General features: G+C 74.3%; 17 protein-coding genes and 2 tRNA genes. 5 read left to right on the top strand and 14 right to left on the bottom strand.

The annotated features are described in order from the left end of the window. Positions 1–21 precede the first annotated feature (21 nt). From purF to H0S66_RS05630, 3 genes are all read left to right on the top strand, one after another. On the top strand, positions 22–1569 hold the full coding sequence (gene purF / locus H0S66_RS05640; RefSeq protein WP_179614520.1) for an amidophosphoribosyltransferase: 1548 nt from the start codon (positions 22–24) through the stop codon (positions 1567–1569). Between the two features lie 20 nt (positions 1570–1589). Then, a complete protein-coding gene (gene purM / locus H0S66_RS05635; protein WP_218877379.1) occupies positions 1590–2669 on the top strand; it encodes a phosphoribosylformylglycinamidine cyclo-ligase in 1080 nt (359 codons plus the stop codon). Between the two features lie 130 nt (positions 2670–2799). Further along, entirely contained in the window at positions 2800–2979 is a 180-nt protein-coding gene (locus H0S66_RS05630) for a DUF3073 domain-containing protein (RefSeq protein ID WP_179614518.1), read from the top strand. Between the two features lie 282 nt (positions 2980–3261). On the opposite strand, the gene H0S66_RS05625 is transcribed toward H0S66_RS05630, so the two are convergent. From H0S66_RS05625 to H0S66_RS05575, 11 genes are all read right to left on the bottom strand, one after another. Continuing rightward, positions 3262–4362: a Glu/Leu/Phe/Val family dehydrogenase gene (locus H0S66_RS05625; RefSeq protein ID WP_179614517.1), complete on the bottom strand. Its 1101-nt coding sequence runs from the start codon at positions 4360–4362 to the stop codon at positions 3262–3264. Positions 4363–4447: 85 nt separating this feature from the next. Next, a complete protein-coding gene (locus tag H0S66_RS05620; RefSeq protein ID WP_180923807.1) occupies positions 4448–5710 on the bottom strand; it encodes a hypothetical protein in 1263 nt (420 codons plus the stop codon). A gap of 187 nt (positions 5711–5897) precedes the next feature. Then, positions 5898–9179 (bottom strand): response regulator, encoded by a 3282-nt coding sequence (locus H0S66_RS05615; RefSeq protein WP_179614515.1) that lies wholly within the window; start codon positions 9177–9179, stop codon positions 5898–5900. Positions 9180–9287: 108 nt separating this feature from the next. Then, positions 9288–9635 carry a hypothetical protein gene (locus H0S66_RS05610; RefSeq protein WP_179614514.1) on the bottom strand — a complete coding sequence of 116 codons (348 nt, stop codon included), beginning with the start codon at positions 9633–9635 and terminating at the stop codon, positions 9288–9290. Between the two features lie 90 nt (positions 9636–9725). Further along, the gene (locus tag H0S66_RS05605) at positions 9726–9929 is read right to left on the bottom strand and encodes a hypothetical protein (protein ID WP_179614513.1); all 204 of its coding nucleotides are present in this window, start codon (positions 9927–9929) and stop codon (positions 9726–9728) included. Positions 9930–10303: 374 nt separating this feature from the next. Further along, positions 10304–12754, bottom strand: coding sequence for a hypothetical protein (locus H0S66_RS05600; RefSeq protein ID WP_218876229.1), 2451 nt, complete (start codon positions 12752–12754; stop codon positions 10304–10306). Positions 12755–12764: 10 nt separating this feature from the next. Continuing rightward, positions 12765–13076 carry a hypothetical protein gene (locus H0S66_RS05595; RefSeq protein ID WP_219633621.1) on the bottom strand — a complete coding sequence of 104 codons (312 nt, stop codon included), beginning with the start codon at positions 13074–13076 and terminating at the stop codon, positions 12765–12767. Next, the gene (locus H0S66_RS20035) at positions 13043–13615 is read right to left on the bottom strand and encodes a hypothetical protein (protein WP_219633620.1); all 573 of its coding nucleotides are present in this window, start codon (positions 13613–13615) and stop codon (positions 13043–13045) included. The genes H0S66_RS05595 and H0S66_RS20035 overlap by 34 nt, the downstream gene beginning before the upstream one ends. 135 nt (positions 13616–13750) lie before the next feature. Next, positions 13751–14770: a CNNM domain-containing protein gene (locus tag H0S66_RS05585; protein ID WP_179614511.1), complete on the bottom strand. Its 1020-nt coding sequence runs from the start codon at positions 14768–14770 to the stop codon at positions 13751–13753. Beyond that, positions 14767–16191 carry a hemolysin family protein gene (locus H0S66_RS05580; RefSeq protein WP_179614510.1) on the bottom strand — a complete coding sequence of 475 codons (1425 nt, stop codon included), beginning with the start codon at positions 16189–16191 and terminating at the stop codon, positions 14767–14769. The genes H0S66_RS05585 and H0S66_RS05580 overlap by 4 nt, the downstream gene beginning before the upstream one ends. A 51-nt stretch (positions 16192–16242) precedes the next feature. Further along, positions 16243–17037 (bottom strand): MFS transporter, encoded by a 795-nt coding sequence (locus tag H0S66_RS05575; protein ID WP_179614509.1) that lies wholly within the window; start codon positions 17035–17037, stop codon positions 16243–16245. Positions 17038–17305: 268 nt separating this feature from the next. Here H0S66_RS05575 and H0S66_RS05570 point away from each other — a divergent pair, with 268 nt between their 5' ends. Continuing rightward, a complete protein-coding gene (locus H0S66_RS05570) occupies positions 17306–18643 on the top strand; it encodes an HNH endonuclease signature motif containing protein (protein WP_180923805.1) in 1338 nt (445 codons plus the stop codon). Positions 18644–18717: 74 nt separating this feature from the next. On the opposite strand, the gene H0S66_RS05565 is transcribed toward H0S66_RS05570, so the two are convergent. Further along, positions 18718–18791 (bottom strand) — tRNA-Phe (locus H0S66_RS05565). Between the two features lie 34 nt (positions 18792–18825). Beyond that, positions 18826–19908, bottom strand: coding sequence for a LacI family DNA-binding transcriptional regulator (locus H0S66_RS05560; RefSeq protein ID WP_179614507.1), 1083 nt, complete (start codon positions 19906–19908; stop codon positions 18826–18828). Between the two features lie 130 nt (positions 19909–20038). Here H0S66_RS05560 and H0S66_RS05555 point away from each other — a divergent pair. Next, a tRNA-Glu gene (locus tag H0S66_RS05555) sits at positions 20039–20114 on the top strand. Here H0S66_RS05555 and H0S66_RS20960 read toward each other — a convergent pair. After that, a complete protein-coding gene (locus tag H0S66_RS20960; RefSeq protein WP_420846880.1) occupies positions 20074–20715 on the bottom strand; it encodes a TetR/AcrR family transcriptional regulator in 642 nt (213 codons plus the stop codon). The genes H0S66_RS05555 and H0S66_RS20960 overlap by 41 nt on opposite strands. Positions 20716–20799 lie beyond the last annotated feature (84 nt).

Here is a 20799-nt window from a genome sequence, read left to right as displayed (position 1 = left end):
GACGGTGCGTAGACTGCGGTCGTGCCCTTCCAGAGCAGTGGCAGCACCCGCCGAGGCGGCGACGGGCGGCTGACGACCGCCCTCGACCCCCAGGACCAGGGACCCCAGGACGCCTGCGGCGTCTTCGGCGTCTGGGCGCCCGGTGAGGACGTCGCCAAGCTGACGTACTTCGGGCTCTACGCCCTCCAGCACCGTGGCCAGGAGGCCGCCGGCATCGCCGTCAGCAACGGTCGCCAGATCCTGGTCTACAAGGACATGGGCCTGGTCTCGCAGGTCTTCGACGAGACCACCCTCGACTCCCTCAAGGGCCACCTGGCCATCGGCCACGCCCGCTACTCCACCACCGGGGCCTCGACCTGGGAGAACGCCCAGCCGACCTTCCGGCCCACGCCCGACGGCTCCATCGCCCTGGGCCACAACGGCAACCTCATCAACACCCACGAGCTGCGCGAGCAGGTCGCGGCGCTGCCCGGGCCCGACGACGAGCTCGACCTCCAGCGCCCCGGGCACGTGTCCACCAACGACACCAGCCTGGTGACCGCGCTGCTGGCCCACCACCCCGACTCGACGCTCGAGGACCGGGCGCTCGAGGTGCTGCCGATGCTGCGCGGCGCGTTCTGCTTCGTGTGGATGAACGAGGACACCCTCTACGCCGCGCGCGACCCCCAGGGCATCCGGCCGCTGGTGCTGGGCCGCCTCGACCGGGGCTGGGTGGTGGCCTCCGAGGACGCCGCCCTGGCCACCATCGGCGCCAGCGTGGTGCGCGAGGTCGAGCCGGGCGAGCTCATCGTCATCGACGGCGACGGCCTGCGCTCGCACACCTTCGCCGAGCCCGAGCGCAAGGGCTGCGTCTTCGAGTACGTCTACCTGGCCCGCCCCGACGCCAAGATCGCCGGGCGCTCGGTGCACGAGGCGCGCGTCGAGATGGGCCGCGAGCTGGCCCGCCAGTTCCCCGTCGACGCCGACATGGTGATGCCGGTGCCCGAGTCGGGCACCCCGGCCGCGTCCGGCTACGCCGAGGAGTCCGGCATCCCCTTCGGCCAGGGCTTCGTCAAGAACGCCTACGTGGGCCGCACCTTCATCCAGCCCAGCCAGACGCTGCGCCAGCTCGGGCTCCGGCTCAAGCTCAACGCCCTCGAGCACATGATCCGCGGCAAGAAGCTCGTGGTCGTCGACGACTCGATCGTGCGTGGCAACACCCAGCGCGCCCAGGTGCGGATGCTGCGCGAGGCCGGGGCGCTCGAGGTGCACGTGCGGATCTCCTCGCCGCCGGTGAAGTGGCCGTGCTTCTACGGCATCGACTTCGCCACCCGCGCCGAGCTGATCGCCAACGGCCTCGACGTCGACGAGATCGCCGCCAGCGTCGGCGCCGACAGCCTCGGCTACATCTCCCTCGACGGCATGGTCGAGGCGACCGGTCAGCCGCAGACGGCGCTGTGCACCGCCTGCTTCACCGGCGACTACCCCGTCGAGCTGCCCGACGAGTCGCTGCTCGGCAAGCACCTGCTCGAGGTGAGCCTGAGCTCGCCCACCCTGGGCCGCGCGCTGCCCGTCCTCAACAACCCGTGAGCCGGCCAGGAGGCCCCGACGTGACCGAGACCAACGCCTACGCCCGGGCCGGCGTCGACATCGAGGCGGCCGACACCGCGATCGAGCTGATGAAGGGCTGGGTCGCCAAGGCCACGCGCCCCGAGGTGATCGGCGGGCTCGGCGGTTTCGCTGGGCTCTTCGACGCCTCCGCGCTGACCCGCTACACCCGCCCCCTGCTGGCCACCTCCACCGACGGGGTCGGCACCAAGGTCGCGATCGCGCAGGCGATGGACGTGCACGACACGATCGGGCGCGACCTGGTCGGGATGGTCGTCGACGACCTCGTCGTGTGCGGCGCCGAGCCGCTGTTCATGACCGACTACATCGCCACCGGCCGGGTCGTCCCCGAGCGGATCGCCGCGATCGTCAAGGGCATCGCCGAGGGCTGCGCCGAGGCCGGCTGCGCGTTGGTCGGCGGCGAGACCGCCGAGCACCCCGGGCTGCTGGCCCCCGACGAGTACGACGTCGCCGGCGCCACCACCGGCGTCGTCGAGGCCGACCGGCTGCTGGGCCCGGCGCGGGTCCGCCCGGGCGACGTGGTGCTGGCCATGGAGGCCAGCGGCCTGCACTCCAACGGCTACTCGCTGGTGCGCCACGTGCTGCTGGGCAGCGCCGCCGACGGCGGGGCGGGCTGGGCCCTCGACCGCGACGTGCCCGAGCTGGGCCGCACCCTCGGCGAGGAGCTGCTCGAGCCGACCCGCATCTACGCCAAGGCCTGCCTCGACCTCGCCGCCCGCACCGGCGTGCACGCGATGTCCCACGTCACCGGCGGCGGCCTGGCCACCAACCTCGAGCGCGTGATGCCGGTCGAGCTGGCCGCCACCATCGACCGCGCCACCTGGACCCCGCAGCCGGTCTTCGACCTCGTGCGCCAGGTCGGCTCGGTCTCCCAGCCCGACCTCGAGGCCACCCTCAACTGCGGCGTCGGGATGGTGGCGCTGCTGCCCGCCGACGACGTCGACACCGCGGTGTCGGTGCTGGCCGGCCACGGCGTGCGCGCCTGGGTGGCCGGTGAGGTGAGCGCCTCGGCCGACCGTGGTGGGCGCGTCGACCTGGTGGGCCAGCACCCCGGTTGGTGAAGCCTGGGGGCGCCTCCGCGAGCCGGGTGTGCGTGAACGACCCCCCAGCAGGTAGCGTTGCCCCCACGAGATTGCAGAGACAGCCCGGGAGCCATAGCGCCCCGGCCAAGCGTGCGAGGGGGCTGACCCTATGGGGCGCGGCCGTGCAAAGGCCAAGCAGACGAAGGTCGCCCGCGACCTGAAGTACCGCACTCACGAGACGGACTTCGGGGCGTTGGCGCGAGAGCTGCATGGCAGTGAAGAAGCAAGTGACACCGAGCAGGGCGACGAGCCCGACGAGTGGTCGGACTACGACCCTCGTCGCGACTGACCCCACCGGCGGCCCTCGGGCCTCGCACGGTCTCCCCGGTCATCCGGGTGGGCCACCGGACGTGTCGACGCGCCCGGACACCGGCCACTCGGGGCCGGGTCCGGGCGCGAGCCGGCGCCAGTTCCTGCGCGAGTCGGCGCCAGTTCCTGCGCGAGCCGGCGCCACTTCCCGCCGTCGACGTCGTACGACGGGAAGTAGCGCCGGCTCGGTGAGGAAGTCGCGCCGGTTCGGTGAGGAACTGGCGCCGGCTCGGTGAGGAACTGGCGCCGGCTCGCGGGTGGCTCAGCCGACCCAGATCGAGCGCAACCGACCCACGTCGCGCATCCGCGCCTCGGCGATCCGGTCGGCGGCCAGGGCGGGCGAGACGTGCTCGGCCTCGGCGTGGGCGAGGATCGCCAGGGTGGTGTCGAAGATGCCGGTGGCGCGCTGCTGGGCGCGCTCGAAGCTGAAGCCGGCGGGGTCGAGCTCGTCGGCGACCTGGATCAGCCCGCCGGCGTTGACGCAGTAGTCGGGGGCGTAGACGATCCCGCGGTCGGCGAGCGCCTTCTCGACGCCGGGGTGGGCCAGCTGGTTGTTGGCGGCGCCGCAGACGACGCGCGCGCTGAGCACCTCGACGACCTCGTCGCTGATCGCGCCGCCCATGGCGCAGGGGGCGTAGACGTCGAGCGGCGAGGCGACGAGCTCCTCGGTGGTGGCGACCGCGCGCACCCCGGGGTGCTCGGCGACCACGGCGTCGACGGCGGGGGCGTGCACGTCGGTGACCACGACGTCGGCGCCGTCCTCGACGAGGTGGCGCACCAGGTGCCGACCGACCTTGCCGACGCCGGCGACGCCGACGGTGCGCCCGGCCAGCGTGGGCTCGCCCCAGGCGACCTGGGCGGCGGCGCGCATGCCCTGGAAGACGCCGTACGCCGTGAGCACCGAGCTGTCCCCGGCCCCGCCGTGGGCGACGGTGCGCCCGGTGACGTAGTCGCACTCGCGCGCGACGTGGTCCATGTCGGCCGAGAAGGTGCCGATGTCGCAGGCGGTGCGGTAGCGACCGCCCAGGGTCTGCACGAAGCGGCCGTAGGCGCGCAGCAGGGCCTCGGACTTCAGCGTGGCCGGGTCGCCGATGATGACGGCCTTGCCGCCGCCGAGGTCGAGGCCGGCCAGGGCCGCCTTGTAGGACATGCCGCGCGAGAGGTCGAGCACGTCGCGCACCGCGTCGTCGGTCGAGGCGTAGGGGTAGAAGCGGGTGCCGCCCAGCGCCGGGCCCAGGGCGGTGGAGTGGATGGCGATGATGGCGCGCAGCCCGGTGGCCGGGTCGCTCGCGAAGACGACCTGCTCGTGCTCGGCGCCGAGCTCGAAGACGTCGACGGGGCTGCTGCTGGGGGTCACGGACATGATGGGCCGCTCTCTGCTCGGGCCACAGGGGTGGTGTGGCGGTGGTGGTGAAGCCCGCAGGGGTGGCGCAGGTCTCACTCCCAGCCTACGACGAGACGCCGGGCCCGGTCGCTTCGGCGGCCGGCGCCCGCATGACTATGACGTCGCCGTGGCTGCCGTAGCCCACCACCCGGCCGCCGAGCCCGCGCCCGTTGAAGGTGACCATCAGCCACCCACCGTCGGGCAGCGGCGCGAGCGTGGGCCATGGGATGTTGGTCGGGTACGCCGCGTCGAGGGGCGCGCCGGCGGGCTGCAGGTCGAGGTCGAGCACGGGGTGCTGCTCGCGGTGGCGGCGCGGGTTGTCGCGCCCGTCGCTGGCCAGCACCCGCCACTGGCCGTCCCAGCGCACCAGGGTGGTGCCCTCGGTGGCGCGCCGCGTCAGCGAGGCGGCGCGCAGGGACAGGTGGTCGAGGTCGGGGCCGGCGGCCAGCACGGGGTGGAAGTCGAAGAAGCGCCGCGCGCTGACGTAGCCCACCAGCCAGGTCGGGCCGGCGCCGAGGTCGGTGCGCACCAGGTGCGGGTCCCACACGCCCACCGAGGCGAACCCCTCGACCGGCAGCGGCAGCGGCTGCGTGTCGAGGACGTGCCGCCCCCGCAGCAGGTCGGCGTCGGTGCGCGCCAGCGTGACCGCGACGCCCGCATCGTCGGCGTCCCGGTCGAAGTCGCCCCAGGTGCTGGTCGCCACCAGCCACTCGTCGCCGTCGCGCACGACGTGGGTGGCGTGGTCACCGAAGACCCCGGGCCGGTCGGGCCGCCGGAAGAACAGGTCGGCGCGGTGCTCGAGCCGGTGGCCGTCGAGCTCGAGGCGCCACACCGAGGTGTGGGCGGTGCCGAAGAACCCCGGGCCGGCGCTGGTCGCGCTGAGCCACAGCACCCGCCCCTCCTCCTGCACCCCGTCGGCGTACGCCGTGCCGTCGGCGTGGGTGACCAGCCGCAGGTCGCGCAGCCCGAGCTGGCCGAAGCCGCCGGCACGCAGGTGGGCCACGTCGCCGGTGTGCTGCACCTCGACGCCGGCGAGCCAGGCCTCGTCACGGCACAGACCGGGCGGGACCCCCGCCGCCTCGCGCAGCTCGACGCGGGCGTGGCCGCGCCACCCGCTGCCGTCGTGGCCCAGCACCACGGCCTCGGTGCCGGTCAGGGTGAGGGCGAGCCGCTCCAGGCCGGGCGCGCGGGCCGAGCGCCGGCTGCGGTGCACCTGGGTGCCCGCGGGCGTGGTGACCTCGAGGGCGCAGACCCCGTCGGCCCAGGTCGCGGCCACCACCAGCGGGGCCAGGCCGAGGGCGAGGCGCACCGGGCCGGGGCCCCGCACGACAGCCTCCACCGCGGTGCTGGGCGCCACCTGGGGCAGCGGTCGCCGCGAGTGCGCGCCGGGGGAGCGTCGTCGACCTGCACCGCGCCGGGGGCGACCAGGTCGACCGGGCGGTGCCGGGCGACCTCCTCGAACCGGCCCGGGGCCGTGGGGCCCGGGGGCGGCGGCGGGGGCGCAGGCACAGGGGTCAGGACCGCACCACGCGCTGCAGCTCGTCGACGGCGCGGGCGACCTCCGCCTCGAGCTCGGCGAGCATCGGCTCGGCGTCGTCGGTGCGCCCGCCGTGGGCGTGCGCCTCGAGGGCGGCGGCCACGGCCGAGACCCGCGGCAGCCCCAGGTTGAGCGCGCTGCCCTTGACCAGGTGGGAGGCGGTGAAGGCGCGGTTGGCGTCGCCGGCGGCGACGGCGTCGCGGATCGCGGCGACCTGGTCGTCGATGCGCGAGGAGAACGAGCGCGCGGTGCGGTCGAAGAAGCTCACGCCGTCCTTGACCAGCTCGTCGAGGAGCCGGCGGCGGGCCTGGTCGACGACCGGCAGCCCGGGGTCGGTCACGGTCGCGGGGTCCCCGGGGTCGCCGGGGTCGCCGGGATCACCCGCGGGTGCGGAGGCGACAGCCGGCTCGTCGGCCGGGGGCTGCGGCCGGGTCCAGCGCCGCACCACCTCCTCGAGCGAGGTCGGGTCGACGGGCTTGGTCAGGAAGTCGTCCATCCCGACCTCGAGGCACCGCTCCCGCTCGCCCTCCAGGGCCGAGGCGGTCATCGCGATGATGGGCACCCGGCGCCCGGGCGACTCCCGGGCCCGGACCACCTGGGTGGCCTCGAAGCCGTCCATCTCGGGCATCCGGCAGTCCATCAGCACCAGCGCGTAGTCGTGGTCGCCGCGCAGCGCCTCGACCGCGGCCAGGCCGTCGTCGGCGACGTCGACGTGCAGGCCCAGCGACTCCAGGAGCCCGGTGGCGACCAGCTGGTTGACGGGGTTGTCCTCCACGACCAGCACCGACAGGTCGAGCGACGGCACCACGACGCGGCGCACGGAGCGCCGCACGGGCTCGCCGGTGCGGCCGGTGGCGGTGACCATGGCGTCGTGGAGCTCGGCGTGGCGCACGGGCTTGTTGAGGGTCGCGCTGATGCCGGCGGCACGGGCGTCGCGGGGGCTGACCGCCTGGTCGGAGGTCAGCAGCAGCATCGTGAGGCCCGCGAGGTCGGTGTCGGCGTGGATCATGCGGGCCAGCTCGAGACCGTCGACGCGGGGGAGCACCAGGTCGAGCAGGGCGACGGTGAAGGGCTCGCCGGAGGCGTGCGCCTCGCGCAGCGCGGCGAGCGCCTCGGCGGGTGTCGAGACCGCCACCGGGCGCAGGTGCCAGGCCGCGAGCTGCTCGGTGAGGATGAAGCGGTTGGTCTCGTTGTCGTCGACCACCAGCACCCGCTCGTCGCGCAGCGGCTGGCTGCGCGGGGTGGTGCGTCGCGGGGCGACCGAGGTGTGCTCGAGCAGGGCGCTGAAGCTGAAGGTGCTGCCCCGGCCCGGCTCGCTGGCGACCTCGATGGCACCGCCCATCGCCTCGACCAGCTGCTGGGAGATCGCCAGGCCCAGCCCGGTGCCGCCGTGGCGGCGGGTGGTGGACAGGTCGGCCTGGGTGAAGGCGTCGAAGAGCCCGGCCTGCGCGGCGGCCGGGATGCCGACACCGGTGTCGCTGACCTCGACGCGCAGCAGCACCCCGCCCTCGTCGCTGCGCTCGACGTGGGCGCGGATGGCCACCTCGCCGCTCTCGGTGAACTTGACCGCGTTGGAGCCGAGGTTGGTCACGACCTGGCCCAGCCGCGTCGGGTCGCCGCGCAGGAACTCGGGCACGTCGGGGTGGCAGCCCACCACCAGCTCGAGGCCCTTCTCGTGGGCGGGTCCGCTCAGCACGGCCGCGGTCTGCTCGAAGACGCTGCGCACGTCGAAGTCGACGTCCTCGAGCTCGAGCTTGCCCGACTCGATCTTCGAGAGGTCGAGGATGTCGTTGATGATCGCCAGCAGCGACAGCCCGGCGCTCTGCACGCCGGCTGCCAGCCGGTGCTGGTGCTCGTCGAGCTCGGTGCGCAGCAGCAGCTCGTTGAGCCCGATGACGCCGTTCATGGGGGTGCGGATCTCGTGGCTCATCGTGGCCAGGAACTCCGACTTCAGCCGGGAGGCCTCCATCGCCGCGTCCCGGGCGGCCAGCACCTCGGCGGCGTCGCGCTCGCGCAGCGCCACGAGCCCGAGCTGGTCGGCCACCTGCACGGCCAGGTGCCGGTCCTCCTGGTCGACGCCGGGCCCGGTGAGGGCCTGCAGGACCGCCACCACGTGCTCGCCCGCCGACACCGGCAGCGCGACGAGGCGCCGCGCGGACGGCCCCGGGGCGTCGTACGGCGCCGGCGCGGGCCCGTCGACGATGCTGCGGGTGCGGCGCGCGCGCTCGGCGAGCGCCGGGTCGGGGTCGCACGCCGGTGGGATCAGCAGGTCGATGGGGCGCAGCGACTCCTCGCCGGGGACGGCGCGGAAGCCGGCGACGGGTCGCCAGGCGGTGTGCTCGACCAGGGCGGCGCCGGCCACCTCGACGGCCTCCTCGAGCGTGGTGGCGCTGTTGGCGGCCACGGCCAGCTCCTGCAGCAGGCGGATCCGCTCGGTCGCCTCGGCGGCCAGCTCCTGGGTGCGGTGCAGCTCGGTGACGTCGGTGGTGGTGCCGCTCATCCGCACCGGCCGACCGGTCGCGGGGTCGCGGGTCACGCGACCCCTTCCGACCGTCCAGCGGACCTCGCCGGAGGGGCGCAGCACGCGATACTCCAGCTCGAACTCACCGCTGCCGTCGAAGGCCTCCTGCACGGCGTCGTGCACCAGGTCGCGGTCCTCGGGATGGGTGTGCTCGAGCACGCCGTCGTAGGTCGCGACGTGCTCGGACGGGTCGATGCCGTAGAAGCGGTAGAGCTGCTCGGACCAGGTCACGACGTCCTCGGCGATGTCCCAGGACCAGCTGCCCATCCCCGAGATCTCCTGCGCCTCGGCCAGCTGCCGCTCGCGCTCGGTGACCTCCTCGAGGCGCTCGAGCAGCGCATCGACCGCCGGCGGGCTCGTCGCGGCCGCCGGCGCCGGGGTGAGCCGGTGCAGCCAGCGGGTCGGGGCCGAGGGGTCGCCGTCGCGGACGGGGGCGTAGCTCACGAGGACCGGCAGGCGCTCGCCGTCAGCGCGCTGGAGCTCCATCGCGACGTTCTCGCGGCCGCGGCTGGCCCGGGCCAGCTGGGCGAGGTGGCCGCGCACGCGCTCGCGCGCCTCGGGCGCGAACGCCTGCGGTGCCGCCATGCCGGTCAGGTCGTCGTCGCGACCCAGGAGCTCGCCGAGACGGGCGTTGGCCCAGACGGTGGTGCCGTCGGTGCCGAGCAGCCACAGCGCGTCGGTGCTGGCCTCGACGAGGGAGCGCCAGACCGTGGGCGGCAGGTCGGGCGAGTCAGCCACGTGTCCCCTCCCCGGATGGTCGTCGCTGTGCCGCGGGGCACCGCGCCTCGGTGCCGGGTCCCAGGGTCCCACGTCGCGGCACCACCCGGGCGGGTTCGCCGGTGTCGGTCACGTCAGGGTGACGACGAGCCCGACCAGGGTGGGCACGACGCCCAGCAGGAGCCACGGCGAGAGGACCGGCAGGCGGTGGATCGCCCGGGCGAGCCCGACGGCGATCACCGCGAAGATGCCCGCGATGACCTCGAGGCCGACCACCGGCACCAGGTCGTCCTGGTCGATCACCCACGCCGCCAGCACCAGCCCGACGCTCAGGTGCAGGATCGTCGTGGTGACCAGCACCGACATCACCCACTGCTGCACCCGGCCCAGCGAGGCGTTGCTGGGCGGCGGCGGGGGGTTGTCGGGATCGATCAGGTGGCGGCGTCGCGGGCGCGTGGCGGGCTGCGGGGTCGTCATGGTGCTGCCATGGTCCCACGCCGTCCCGAGCCGCCCCAGGGACCGAGGTCCCGGTGCGGGCGGCCCGGCTCGACGGCTCGGCTCGACGGCTCAGCTCGACGGCTCGGGCACCTCGCAGTCGACCTTCGGGTTGGCCCCGACGTAGTTGAGCGGACCGGCCAGCACGGTGACGGCGGTGGTGCCGGCCGTCGCGCAGCTGACCTCCTGGTCGTCGCCGAAGTAGCCGCGCTGGATGGCGGCGACGACGCCGATGACGAGCCAGATGACGACGACGGCTCCGAGGATGCCTCGCATGGTGGTGCCTCCCTTCGCGCCGGCGGCGCTCCCTGTGAGGTTCTCGTCTCCCGGCCCCGGGCGCACCGCCCGTGCGGGTGAGGAGCGGCCCCTGGGGTCGCTGGGGCGGGTGTGTCCGAAGGGGTGGGCCGCGTGGCGGCGTGACACTGGCAGGTTGGTGCCCCCACGATCAGGGGCAGGGGTCCGACCGGACGCCTGGCACCCCGTCACCAGGAGGAACCATGAACACTCGCACCATCGCCATCGCCGCCCTCGTCATCGCCATCGTCATCCTGCTGTTCCTCGTGCTCTGAGCAGACGGGCCCCGTGGCACGGGCCCCCACCCTCCCGCCGGTACGCCGGCAGCGGGGGTGGGGGCCCGTCGCTGTGCGGGGTCAGGGCGTGGCGCTGCCCGACGGGCTGACCGAGCCGCTCGGCGAGGGTGTGCTCGACGGTGTGGGCGACGACGTGCCGGACGACGTGCTCGACGACGCGGCGGTGGGGCTCGGCGTGGTCGAGCCCGAGGGGCTGGTCGACCCGCTCGACGACGGGCTGCCGGACGGGCTCGTCGAGCCCGAGGGGCTCGCGCTGGTGCTCGCTCCGGGGGAGCCGCTCGGGCTGGCGCTGGTGCTCCCGCCGGGGGTGCCGCTGGGGCTCGCGCTGTCGCCGGGGCTGGGCGAGCCGGTGGCGCCACCGGGGGTCAGCGGCCCCTGCTCGGCCTCGATGACGGCGAGGATCTGCTGCTCGAAGTCGGTGAGCCGGGCCTGGATCTGGTCCAGCGGCACCGAGCCGATGTCCTGCCCGAAGGTGACCGCCTCCGCCCAGATCTCCTCGATGCGCGCGGTGGACTCCTCGCTGAGCGGCCCGTCGAGGGTGACGAAGAGCTGCACGGCCGCCGAGAACGTCAGGCAGCTGGTGCAGTCGTAGTTCACCGACACCGCGGTGTTCTGCGGCACGGCCACGTTCGCCTCGCCCACGACGAGCACCACCTGGAACGCGACCGCGACCGCGGCACACCGGTCGCAGCTGGCGGCCGCGAAGGCCTCGTTGGTGTTGGTCAGCGGCTGGTCCCCGTCGGCCCAGACCAGCGCGAAGGCCACGGAGTAGGCGGCCGTCCCGTCGGTGGTGTTGGTCGCCAGGGCCTGGTTGTCGCCGGCGTCGGGAGCCAGCGGCTCGTCGAAGGGGAAGATCCAGGTGCCGTCGTCGGCCTGCTCGACGTCACCCTGCTCGAGGTCGGCGGTCTCCGTCGCCGCGGCCTCCCCGGCCGCCGGGTCGGTGACCCCGCCCCCGGCGGGGACCAGCACCGCGGCGAGCGTCGGGCGCTCACGGGTGGGTGCCTCGGCGCCGTCGGGCAGGTAGATGGTGCCGCTGCCACGGGCGCCGACCTCGTAGCCGGCGGGCGGGCGGGCGAGGCTCACCGCGTCGCCGAGGGTGCCGCCCTCCCAGGCCTGCACCGGTCGGTAGCGGTCCTCCTGGGGCCACCACGCCAGCGCGAGCCCGGCGGCCAGCGCGAGCGCGAGGAGCACCGCGAGCGCGCGGCGTACGGGGCGGCCGTCGGTACGTCGCCACGTCGCGGCGCCGACCTGGCGCACGACCCGGGTCAGCATGTAGCCGATGGCCAGCACCGGCAGCGCGACCACCACCATCGACACGGCGTGCCCGGCCGACTCGAGCAGGGTCGGGTCGCCGGTGGCGCCGCCGAGCATCATCCGGCGCTGCGCGTCGGCGGCGGCCAGGGCGGTGCCGACGATGCGGGGCAGGGTCAGCACGAGCAGCACCACGACGCCCAGCAGCACAGGCACCACCGTGAGCACCCAGACGGTGACCACGACGCGGGCCCAGGTCTTGAGGTCGCGCGCCTGTGGCTCGGTCTCGCGCCAGGGCACCAGGGCGCGCAGCGTGGGGCCGATGCGGGCGAAGAGGTCGGGCACGCCGGTCAGGTCGGCGAGCACGTGGTAGCCGTCGAAGCGCACCAGCGGCAGCAGCTGGCGCAGCATCTGGAGGATCTGGGTGGCCACGACCAGCAGCACCGCGTCGTAGCCGGTGGCCCACCACACGCCCATGGTGGCCACCACCACGATGGCGTTGAAGTAGAGCCCGCCCAGGTCGGTGCGCAGGCGCCCGACCCGGCCGAGGCGGTAGGAGTCGGTGACGTCGGTGTAGAAGGCGGGCCAGACCAGGTAGAGGCCCGCACCCATCACCCCCGGGTCGGCGCCGCCCCGCCGCGCCGCCGCCGCGTGCCCGAACTCGTGGAAGCCGCCGGAAAGGATCGTGACGGCCAGGATGGCGAGCAGCAGGCCGGGCCGCGCGAAGGCCTCGTGGGTGGCCGAGGCCAGCCCCTTGACCACCAGCACCCACACCGTGATGGCGGCGAAGCCCAGCAAAACCGGCACCACGAGCAGCGGGTGGAAGAGCCGGGCGAAGGGGGTGGTGAGGCGCCGGGTGCGCTCGGGGTCGGTGACCGCGACCTTGAGCCGCAGCGCCAGCAGCGGGTTGCTGCGGCGCACGACGGGCTCGCTGCCGTCGGCGCGCACCGCGAGACCGAGCTCGCGCAGCTTGTCGACGAGGGTGGCGACGTTGTCGGGGCTGACGGGGCGACCCGTGGTCTCCCGCACCGCCGCCGCGACCGCCTCGGGGTCGCGGCGACCGTCGAGCGCGGCCAGCACGGCGTACAGCAGCGCGGTGAGCTGGACGGTCTGGCCGTCGGAGCGCCGGGCGAGGGCCGGAGGGGTCCGGTAGCCGGACCCCTCCATCTCGCCGATCAGCTGCACCCCGTCGGCACGCCGCAGACCGGCCGCCGGGTCGGCGAGCGCGGTCTGCGGCGGCGGGTCGGTCTGCTGGGTCACCGGGTCTCCGTCAGGGCTGCGAGATGTCGGAGGTCTGGTCGGAGGTGGCCTCCGCCGAGCCCTCGATGTTCTGGTTGATGATCGCGTCCTGCTGGGCCAGGGCCACCGCGTCGCTGTCGACCGAGCCGACGTTGGCGGCCACCGCGGCGTCGATCGGCGCGGCCACGTTGGCGTTGGCGGCCACGGCACCGTTGATCGGGGCCGCGAGGTTGGCGTCGGCGGCCAGGTCGACGTTGACGTCGAGCAGGTTGCCGTCGGCCAGGTCGCCCACCGAGGGAGCGCCGCTGGTCACGCCGCCCACGGCGCCGCCCGCGTCACCCACGGCGCCGCCCACGGTGTCGCCGAGCCGTCGGTCGCGCCGCCCGTGGCGCCGCCGGTGGCACCGTCCACCGCGCCGGTCGCACCGTCGACGGCGCCGCCGATCGTGCCGGTCGTGCCGGTCGCGTCGGGTGCGGTCGGGGTGGTCGACTCCTGTCCGGTCGGGTCGCCCGCCGCGGTGGTCACCGGGTCGTTCGAGGCCGAGGCGTCGGGCGAGGCGCCCTGCTCGAGGGTGCTGTCCTGCGTGGCGTTGGCGATCGCGTCGGCCTCGACGTTCTGGTTGATGACCGCGCCCTGGTCGGCCATCGCCTGGGCGGTCGAGCCCTCCGAGAGCACGTTGGCGCCCACCGCGGCGTCGATCGGGGCCGCGACGTTGGCGTTGGCCGCCACACCGAGGTCGATGGGGGCCGCGGCGTCGATCGCGAGGTCGAGGTCGGCGTTGAGGTCGAGGATCGAGACGACCTCCTTGTCGGGGAGGGCGGTGCCGGTCTCGGCGGCCAGCTCCTCGTCGGACAGGCCCTGCGGCTCGCGGTGCTCGCTCATCTGGTGTCTCCTCAGGTCGGGTGCGGTGCACCGTCCTGTGCCCGCACCCGGGCCGGGTAAAACACCCGTGCACCGACCTGCTCGCCAAACCACCCGATCAGGTAGTCCGGCCTCCCTACTGACCTTTGGGGCTCCCTACTGCTCGACCTTCTCCGCGCGCGCGGTGGCCGGCATCAGCCGCGACAGCAGGTCGGCGATCGTCACGACGGCGGGGCTGGCGCCCTCCCGCACGACCAGGGCGATCTGGGTGCCCTCCTCGCGCAGCGCCGAGAGCGCCTCCAGGACGGTCGTGCTCCCGTCGAGGCGGTGCAGGCCGCGGACGAACGGCTCGACCGCGTCCTGTCCGGACGCCGTCAGCGTGTCGCGCACGTGCACGACCCCGGTGGGGGCGTGCTGGTTGCCGACGAGGATGCGCAGGTGGCCGGTGCTCCGGGCGCGCTCGTGCACGTCGGCGACGCTGGCCCCGGCGTCGACCACGACCAGCTCCCGCTCGCCGATGACCTCGTCGACCGTGGCGCGGGAGGTCTCCAGGGCGCCGACGAGCTGCTCGGAGGAACCGGCGTCGAGCTCGCCGGTCTCGGCGGAGTGGCGCACCAGCTCGCGCAGGTCGTCGGGGTCCTGCTCGATCGCCACCTCGGCGACCGGCTCGACCCCCATCCGCTGCACCAGCCGGTTGGCGGCGTCGTTGAGGACCGTCAGCACCGGCCGGAAGGCCCACATGAAGCCCCGCATCGGCAGCGCCAGCAGGGTCGCGGAGCGCTCGGGGTGGCTGATCGCCCACGACTTCGGGGCCATCTCGCCGACGACGAGGTGCAGGAAGGTCACCAGCAGCAGCGCCAGCGCGAACGACGCCGGTGCGGCGACGTAGGCCGGCAGGCCGACCTGCTCGAGCACCGGCTCGAGCGCGTGGTCCACGGCGGGCTTGGTGACCGCGCCCAGGGCCAGGGTGCAGGCGGTGATGCCGAGCTGGCTGCCGGCGAGCAGCAGCGGCACCTCGGAGGCGCTGCGCAGCGCGGCGCGGGCCGAGCGGCTGTCGGCGGCCGCGGCCTCGAGGCGGGTGCGGCGGGCGGCGATGACCGAGAACTCGGTGGCGACGAAGAAGGCGCTCGCCGCGATGATCGCGATGGTGACGGGGATGGCGGCCAGACCGGTCATCGGGCGACCTCGCTCTCGGTCTCGGCGTGCTCGGCGTGCTCGTCGGGGGCGTCCGGATCCGTGGCGTGCAGGGCGACGGCCAGCTGGGTCGGGACGTGGCGGGCGACCTCGAGCACCTCGACCTCCAGGCGGCGCCGGGGCGGGTGGTCGTCGTGGGCGAGGTCGGCCGGGTCGTCGGGCAGGGGCACGACCACCTGCTCACCCACCCGGGGCAGCGCGCCGTGGGTGGCGATCACGAGTCCGCCCACGGTGACGTAGTCGCCCTCGGGCAGCACCACGCCGATCTCGCGCTCGACCTCGTCGAGGGGCGCGTCGCCGCGCACCGTCCAGCGCCCGTCGTCGCCGACCGGCACGAGGTGCGGCTCCTCGTCGACGTCGTGCTCGTCGGTGATCTCGCCGACGACCTCCTCGGCGAGGTCCTCGAGGGTCACCACGCCGACGAAGCCGCCGTACTCGTCGACCACGCAGGCCATCTGGTCGCCGGACTCGTCCATGGCGGCCAGCGCCCCGGGCAGCAGCATCAGGGTCGGCACGACGGTCGCGGGGCGCGCCACGTCGCTGACGGGGCGGTCCCCGGTGTCCCCGGTCCCGTGCAGGGACTCCAGGACGTCGACGAGGTGGACCACCCCGACGACGTCGCCCTCGTCGTCGAGCACGGGGTAGCGGGAGTGCCCGCCCTCCATCACGTCGCGCACCTCGGTCAGCGGGGTGTCGTGGGCCAGCACGTCGACCCGCGAGCGCGGCACCAGGGCGTGGCCCACGGGGCGCTGGGGGAAGTCGAGCATCCGGTCGAGCACCAGGCTCAGCTCGGGCGGCAGCTCGCCGGAGTCGCGGGAGACGCTGACGATGCGGCGCAGGTCGTGGAGGTTGGCGGAGTGCTCGACGTCGTGCACGGGCTCGATCCGCAGGACCTTGAGCAGCGCGTTGGAGGCGGCGTCGAAGACCCGGATCAGCCACCCGAAGGCGGCCATGTAGACGAGGGTCGAGCGGGAGAGGCGCTCGGCGACCGGGTACGGCCGGGCGATGGCGAGGTTCTTGGGGAAGAGCTCGCCGAAGAGCATCTGCACGAAGGTGGAGCCGACCAGCACCAGGACGGTGCCGGCCAGGATGCCGGTGGCGGTCGGCACGCCCACGCCGCCCAGCACCTCGCCGATCGCCGTGCCCAGCACCGGCTCGGCGACGTAGCCGACCAGCAGACCGGTGACGGTGATGCCGAGCTGGGCGCCCGAGAGCATGAAGGAGGTGCGGTCGGTGATCCGCAGGGTCCGCTGGGCCGCCTTGTCGCCGCGCCCGGCCATGGCCTTCAGGCGCGACCGGTCGACGGCCATGTAGGCGAACTCCTGGGCCACGAAGTAGCCGTTGGCCGCGATGATGACCGCGATCAGCAGGCTGCCGGCGACCAGGGTGAGGGCGACGTCCATGCCTCCACTGTGGCAGCCTCACGGCTCACCGGGAGGGTGGGTCGGTCAGGGTCAGGCGGTGGCGACCGCTCGCCGGGCCCGCGCCGCGGCCGTCGCGAGCGCGACCAGCAGCGCCGTTCCGGCGACGACGGCCGTGACGAGCACCGCGGTGGTGCCGTCCCCGGCCGCGGTCACGGCGATGCCGAGCATCGCCCAGGCGCCGGCCAGCGCGTAGGTGACCACCCCGCCGGTCAGCGCGGTGATCACGAGCAGGGTCAGTGCGGCCAGCGCCAGCACGACGACCTGCCAGCCGGCGTCACGCGCCGACAGCGGGCCGAGCTCGGCCAGGGCCGTGGAGACGTTGAGGAAGACCGCTGCGGTCACCCAGCCGGCGTACAGGCCGACCGCTGCGCGGCTGAGCAGCCGCAGCCACTCGGGCCCGCCCTGGGTGGCGACGGTGAGGACGGCGGCGGTGGCGGCCACCGCCATCACGACCAGCACGGCGGCGGTGGCCAGGGTGCTGTCGACGCCCGCGACCGCGATCCACACCGCCCCGCCGACGTACAGCACCAGCTGGGAGACCTGGAGGCGCCGGGAGGTGTGCTCGGCCCCGGCGGCGAGCACCCCGACCGCCTGGGCGATCGCCAGGGCGTAGATGACGCCCCAGATCGAGAAGGCCCACCCGGCGGGGGTGATCAGCAGCTCCGGCCCCGAACCGGCGTCGGGGGAGGAGCCGGGTCCGTTGAGGGTGATCGCTGGCGCCACGACCTCGAGGACGGAGGCAGCCAGCACCGCCCAGGCCAGCGGCCGGGTCCCCGGCGTGCGTGCGGTGGTCGGGGTGAGGGGGGGCTGCGCTGTGCCGGTCATGGTCCCGACGGTAGGGGCGTCAAGCACTTGTCTCACCACCCGTTCGGTGGCGCTCGTCGTCGTGTGAGCTGCGTCCCGGGAGGGCAGAATCGTTTAGAACAAGTGTTCGACAAACCGGTTTCGGCGTGGGGGAATGGTGGGCATGAGGCTGCTCCAGCACCCCACCAGCGACCGGGCCCCCGGCCCGGGTCCTGGGGTGCCCGCCAGCCTCGCCCCAGCGCCTGAGTCGGGTCCTGTCGCGGCGGCGGTCGCGGCGGCTCGTGCGGCGATGGCGGCTGCTCGCGACGGGGATCTGCGTCGGCAGCCGGTCGAGGACCTCGCTGTCCTGGTCCAAGCCCTCTCGGGACTGGAGGCAGAGGCGTCCGCGCTGCTGGGTGAGGTGCTCGGTGAGGCCGAACGACGCCAGGTCGCCGACGCCGAGGCCGCCACCGGTACCGACGCGTGGGCCGCCGCCCTGACCGAGCAGTCCCGTGAGGTCCTCGCCGGTGGTGCGCGGGTGGCGGAGCTGCTCCGCAGCAAGTACCACCACGCGCGTGCGGCGTACGCGACCGGTGCGATCACCACCCGCCAGGTCCGCATCATCGTCGCCGCCGCCGAACAAGCACCCCTCGAGACCACCCCCGAGCAGCTCGCCGCCGCCGAAGAGGTCCTGGTGAACAAAGCCATCGGCATCGGCACCCGCACCGGTCGCCCGATGAACCCCAAGAGGCTCCGCCAAGCCGCGCGGCGGATGCTCGACGTCGTCGACCGCGACCTCGCCGACAAGCACGAAGCGATCATGCTCGGGCGCGAATCCAGGCGAGCCAAGCACGAGACCTACCTCGCCCTGCACGACAACGGCGACGGCACCTACTCCGGCAAGTTCACCATCCCCGAGCTCCACGGCTCCCTGCTCCGCACCGCCCTCGAGACCCTCTCCGCACCCCGGCGCCTCAACAAGGCGCGCAACGGCCCGGAGGGAGAACAGGTCTCCGGGTACGACGAGTCCGCCCCCACCGGCCCCGACCACGGCCTCTCCGGCTGGGAGGTCGCAGGCAACGCCCTGTGCGAGCTCATCGAGCACCTGCCCACCGACGGCTGGAACGGCGCCAACGCCCTCACACTGCTCGTCACCATGACCGCCGAAGACCTCACCCGCGACCTCGCACAGTCCGGCGACCTCGACCCCACCACCTGGCCCGACTGGCACGGACCCCACGAGACCGGCACCGCCCGCCTCGACACCGGCACCCGGGTCGCCGCCGGGGACCTGCGCCGCCTGGCCTGCGAAGCCGGACTCGTCCCCGCCGTCCTCGGCGCCCCGCCCGGCACCAACGACTCGGTCCCACTCGACCTCGGCCGCACCCGACGACTCCACACCCACCACCAACGCAAAGCCCTGTTCCTGCTCTACGACACCTGCGCCATCGGGACCTGCGAGAGACCCTTCGCCTGGACCGAGACCCACCACCTCACCCCCTGGGCCCACCACGGCGACACCGACCTCGACGACGCCCTCCCCCTCTGCTCCTGGCACCACCACCGCGCCCACGACCCCAGGTGGCACCTCACCCAGCACCCACTCCGAGGCTGGGAGCTCAAGGCACGCCGCAGCGCCCTGGTCTGAGCCGAGACGCAGAAGGCCCCCGCCGGTGAACCGGCGGGGGCCTCGTGCTGCAGGTCAGAGCCCTGCGGTGCTCGTGGGCAGGGGCGGGGTCGAACCGCCGACCTTCCACTTTTCAGGCGGACGCTCGTACCAACTGAGCTACCTGCCCGAGCGCGGTCACCTTACCGCAGCGCCGCGGGACGTCACGAATCGGCCTGCGCGCGAGCCGGGCGCACCTGCGCGGGTGGGGGCGCGGTGCTGTCGCGCACCACCAGCGAGGTCGCCATCACCGTGCGCGGGGCGGTGCTCGTCGGGGCCGCGCTCGCCGAGGCCGGGCTGGTCGAGGCGTCGGCGGCGCGGGCTGCGGTCACCTCGAGCAGCCTGGTGACCGCGAGCCGGCCCTTCTCGGTGACGTCCTGGGCGACCGTCGTGAGGGCGGGGCTCAGCGAGGCGGCCAGGGGTCCGTCGTCGAAGCCGACCACCGACACGTCGTCGGGCACCCGCAGCCCCAGCGACTCGGCCGCCCGCAGCGCCTGCGCGGCGTACGCGTCGGAGTAGCAGAGCACCGCCGTGGGCCGGTCCGCGGCGCTGAGCAGGCGCACGGCAGCGGTGTACGCCGCCTCGGGAGGCCGGAAGGGGGTGACCACCTCGACCACCTCGACCTCGGTGGTGGCGAAGGCCTGGGCCCAGCCCCGGGCGCGCTCGAGGGAGGGTGGGCTGACCGGGTCGAGGTTGAGGGTGCCGATGCGTCGGTGACCCAGGTCGAGCAGGTGCTGGGCCGCGGCCCGGGCTCCGGCCAGGTCGTCCACGTTGATGCTGGGCACTCCGGGCAGCGGGTCCTGGTCGATCGTCACCAGCGGCAGCTCGCGCTTGCGCAGCCACTCGACGTCCGGGGAGCCGGGTTCGCTGACGTAGACCAGCGCGCCGTCCATCGGCACGTCCCGGGCGGGGACCACGTCGCTGCCGACGCCGGCCACGATCAGCGTCAGGGCGAGCCCGTGGTCGGAGAGGGCGTCGGCGACCGCCACCAGGAACTGGGTGCCGACCGCGTCGCGCACGTTGTCGCCGAGCCGCCCGGTCACCAGCAGGCCCACGGTGCCGGTCCGGCCCCGGGCCAGTGCCCTCGCCGCCGGGTCGGGCCCCGCGTAGCCCTGCTTCTCGGCCACGGCCAGGATGCGGGTGCGCAGGTCGGCGCTGAGCTTCTCGGGGCGCGAGAATGCGTTGGAGATCGTCATCCGGCTGACGCCGACCTCGTCGGCGATCGACTGGAGGGTGGCCCTGCCCATCGCTGACCCTCCTCGTCGTCGGTGCCGCACGTGCTGGCCGGTGGTGGCACCCAGCCTGCCAGCCGCTCCCACCGGTCGCGAGCCGACGCACGCGGGCGTCGACGGGTCACGTTATGATCTGGCGCGTCCTGCCCCCATCGTCTAGCGGCCCAGGACCCCGCCCTTTCACGGCGGTAGCACGGGTTCGAATCCCGTTGGGGGTGCCAGTGCCAGTCCGGAGCCGATCGCGTCGAGCACGTCGTCGACGTACGTGGTCAGATCGCTCGTGCCGCCCTGGCGGTACCACAGCGAGATGGCCACTCGCAGCCCGGTCATGACCGACGCGCCGAGCAGTGCGGGGTAGCGGTCGCGGTAGGCGTCCTGACCCAGCCGCTGCGCGGCGTCGCGGCTGATGAGGTCCTCGAACGCGGTGTACTGCTCGAGGTTGCGGGCCAGCACCGAGGGGGCCTCCTCCATCAGCCGCGCCCGCAGCATCAGCTCCTCGGCGTCGAGGTCCTCGCTGCCCATCAGTGCGCGCAGAGCCTCGCGGACGGCCTCGAGCGGCGTCGCATCGGCCGGCTGGGCCGCGAGGGCCGCCTCGAAGGCAGCGCCTCGTTCCTGGGCGTCGGCGAGGAGCACGTCCTCCTTCGAGGCGAAGTGCAGGAAGAAGGTGCGGGGCGCCACGTCGGCGGCCTCGGTGATGTGGGCGATCGTCGTGCGCTCGAAGCCCTGCTCGGCGAAGAGCCGCAGCGCGTTGTCGCGCAGTGAGCGACGCGTCTGACGCTTCTTCCGTTCGCGCCTGCCCGGCGGTTCCACTGCGGAGTCCATGGCCGAAGTATGCGGAGTGATGTCATCGTCCGCAACAGTGCAGGTGGTCTACGCATGCAGTTGTTGCTTTGATGCAGTGACTGC

Source organism: Nocardioides marinisabuli (assembly GCF_013466785.1).
In the GTDB taxonomy this organism is placed as follows: domain Bacteria; phylum Actinomycetota; class Actinomycetes; order Propionibacteriales; family Nocardioidaceae; genus Nocardioides; species Nocardioides marinisabuli.
This window is presented reverse-complemented; position numbering and strand designations above follow the sequence as displayed.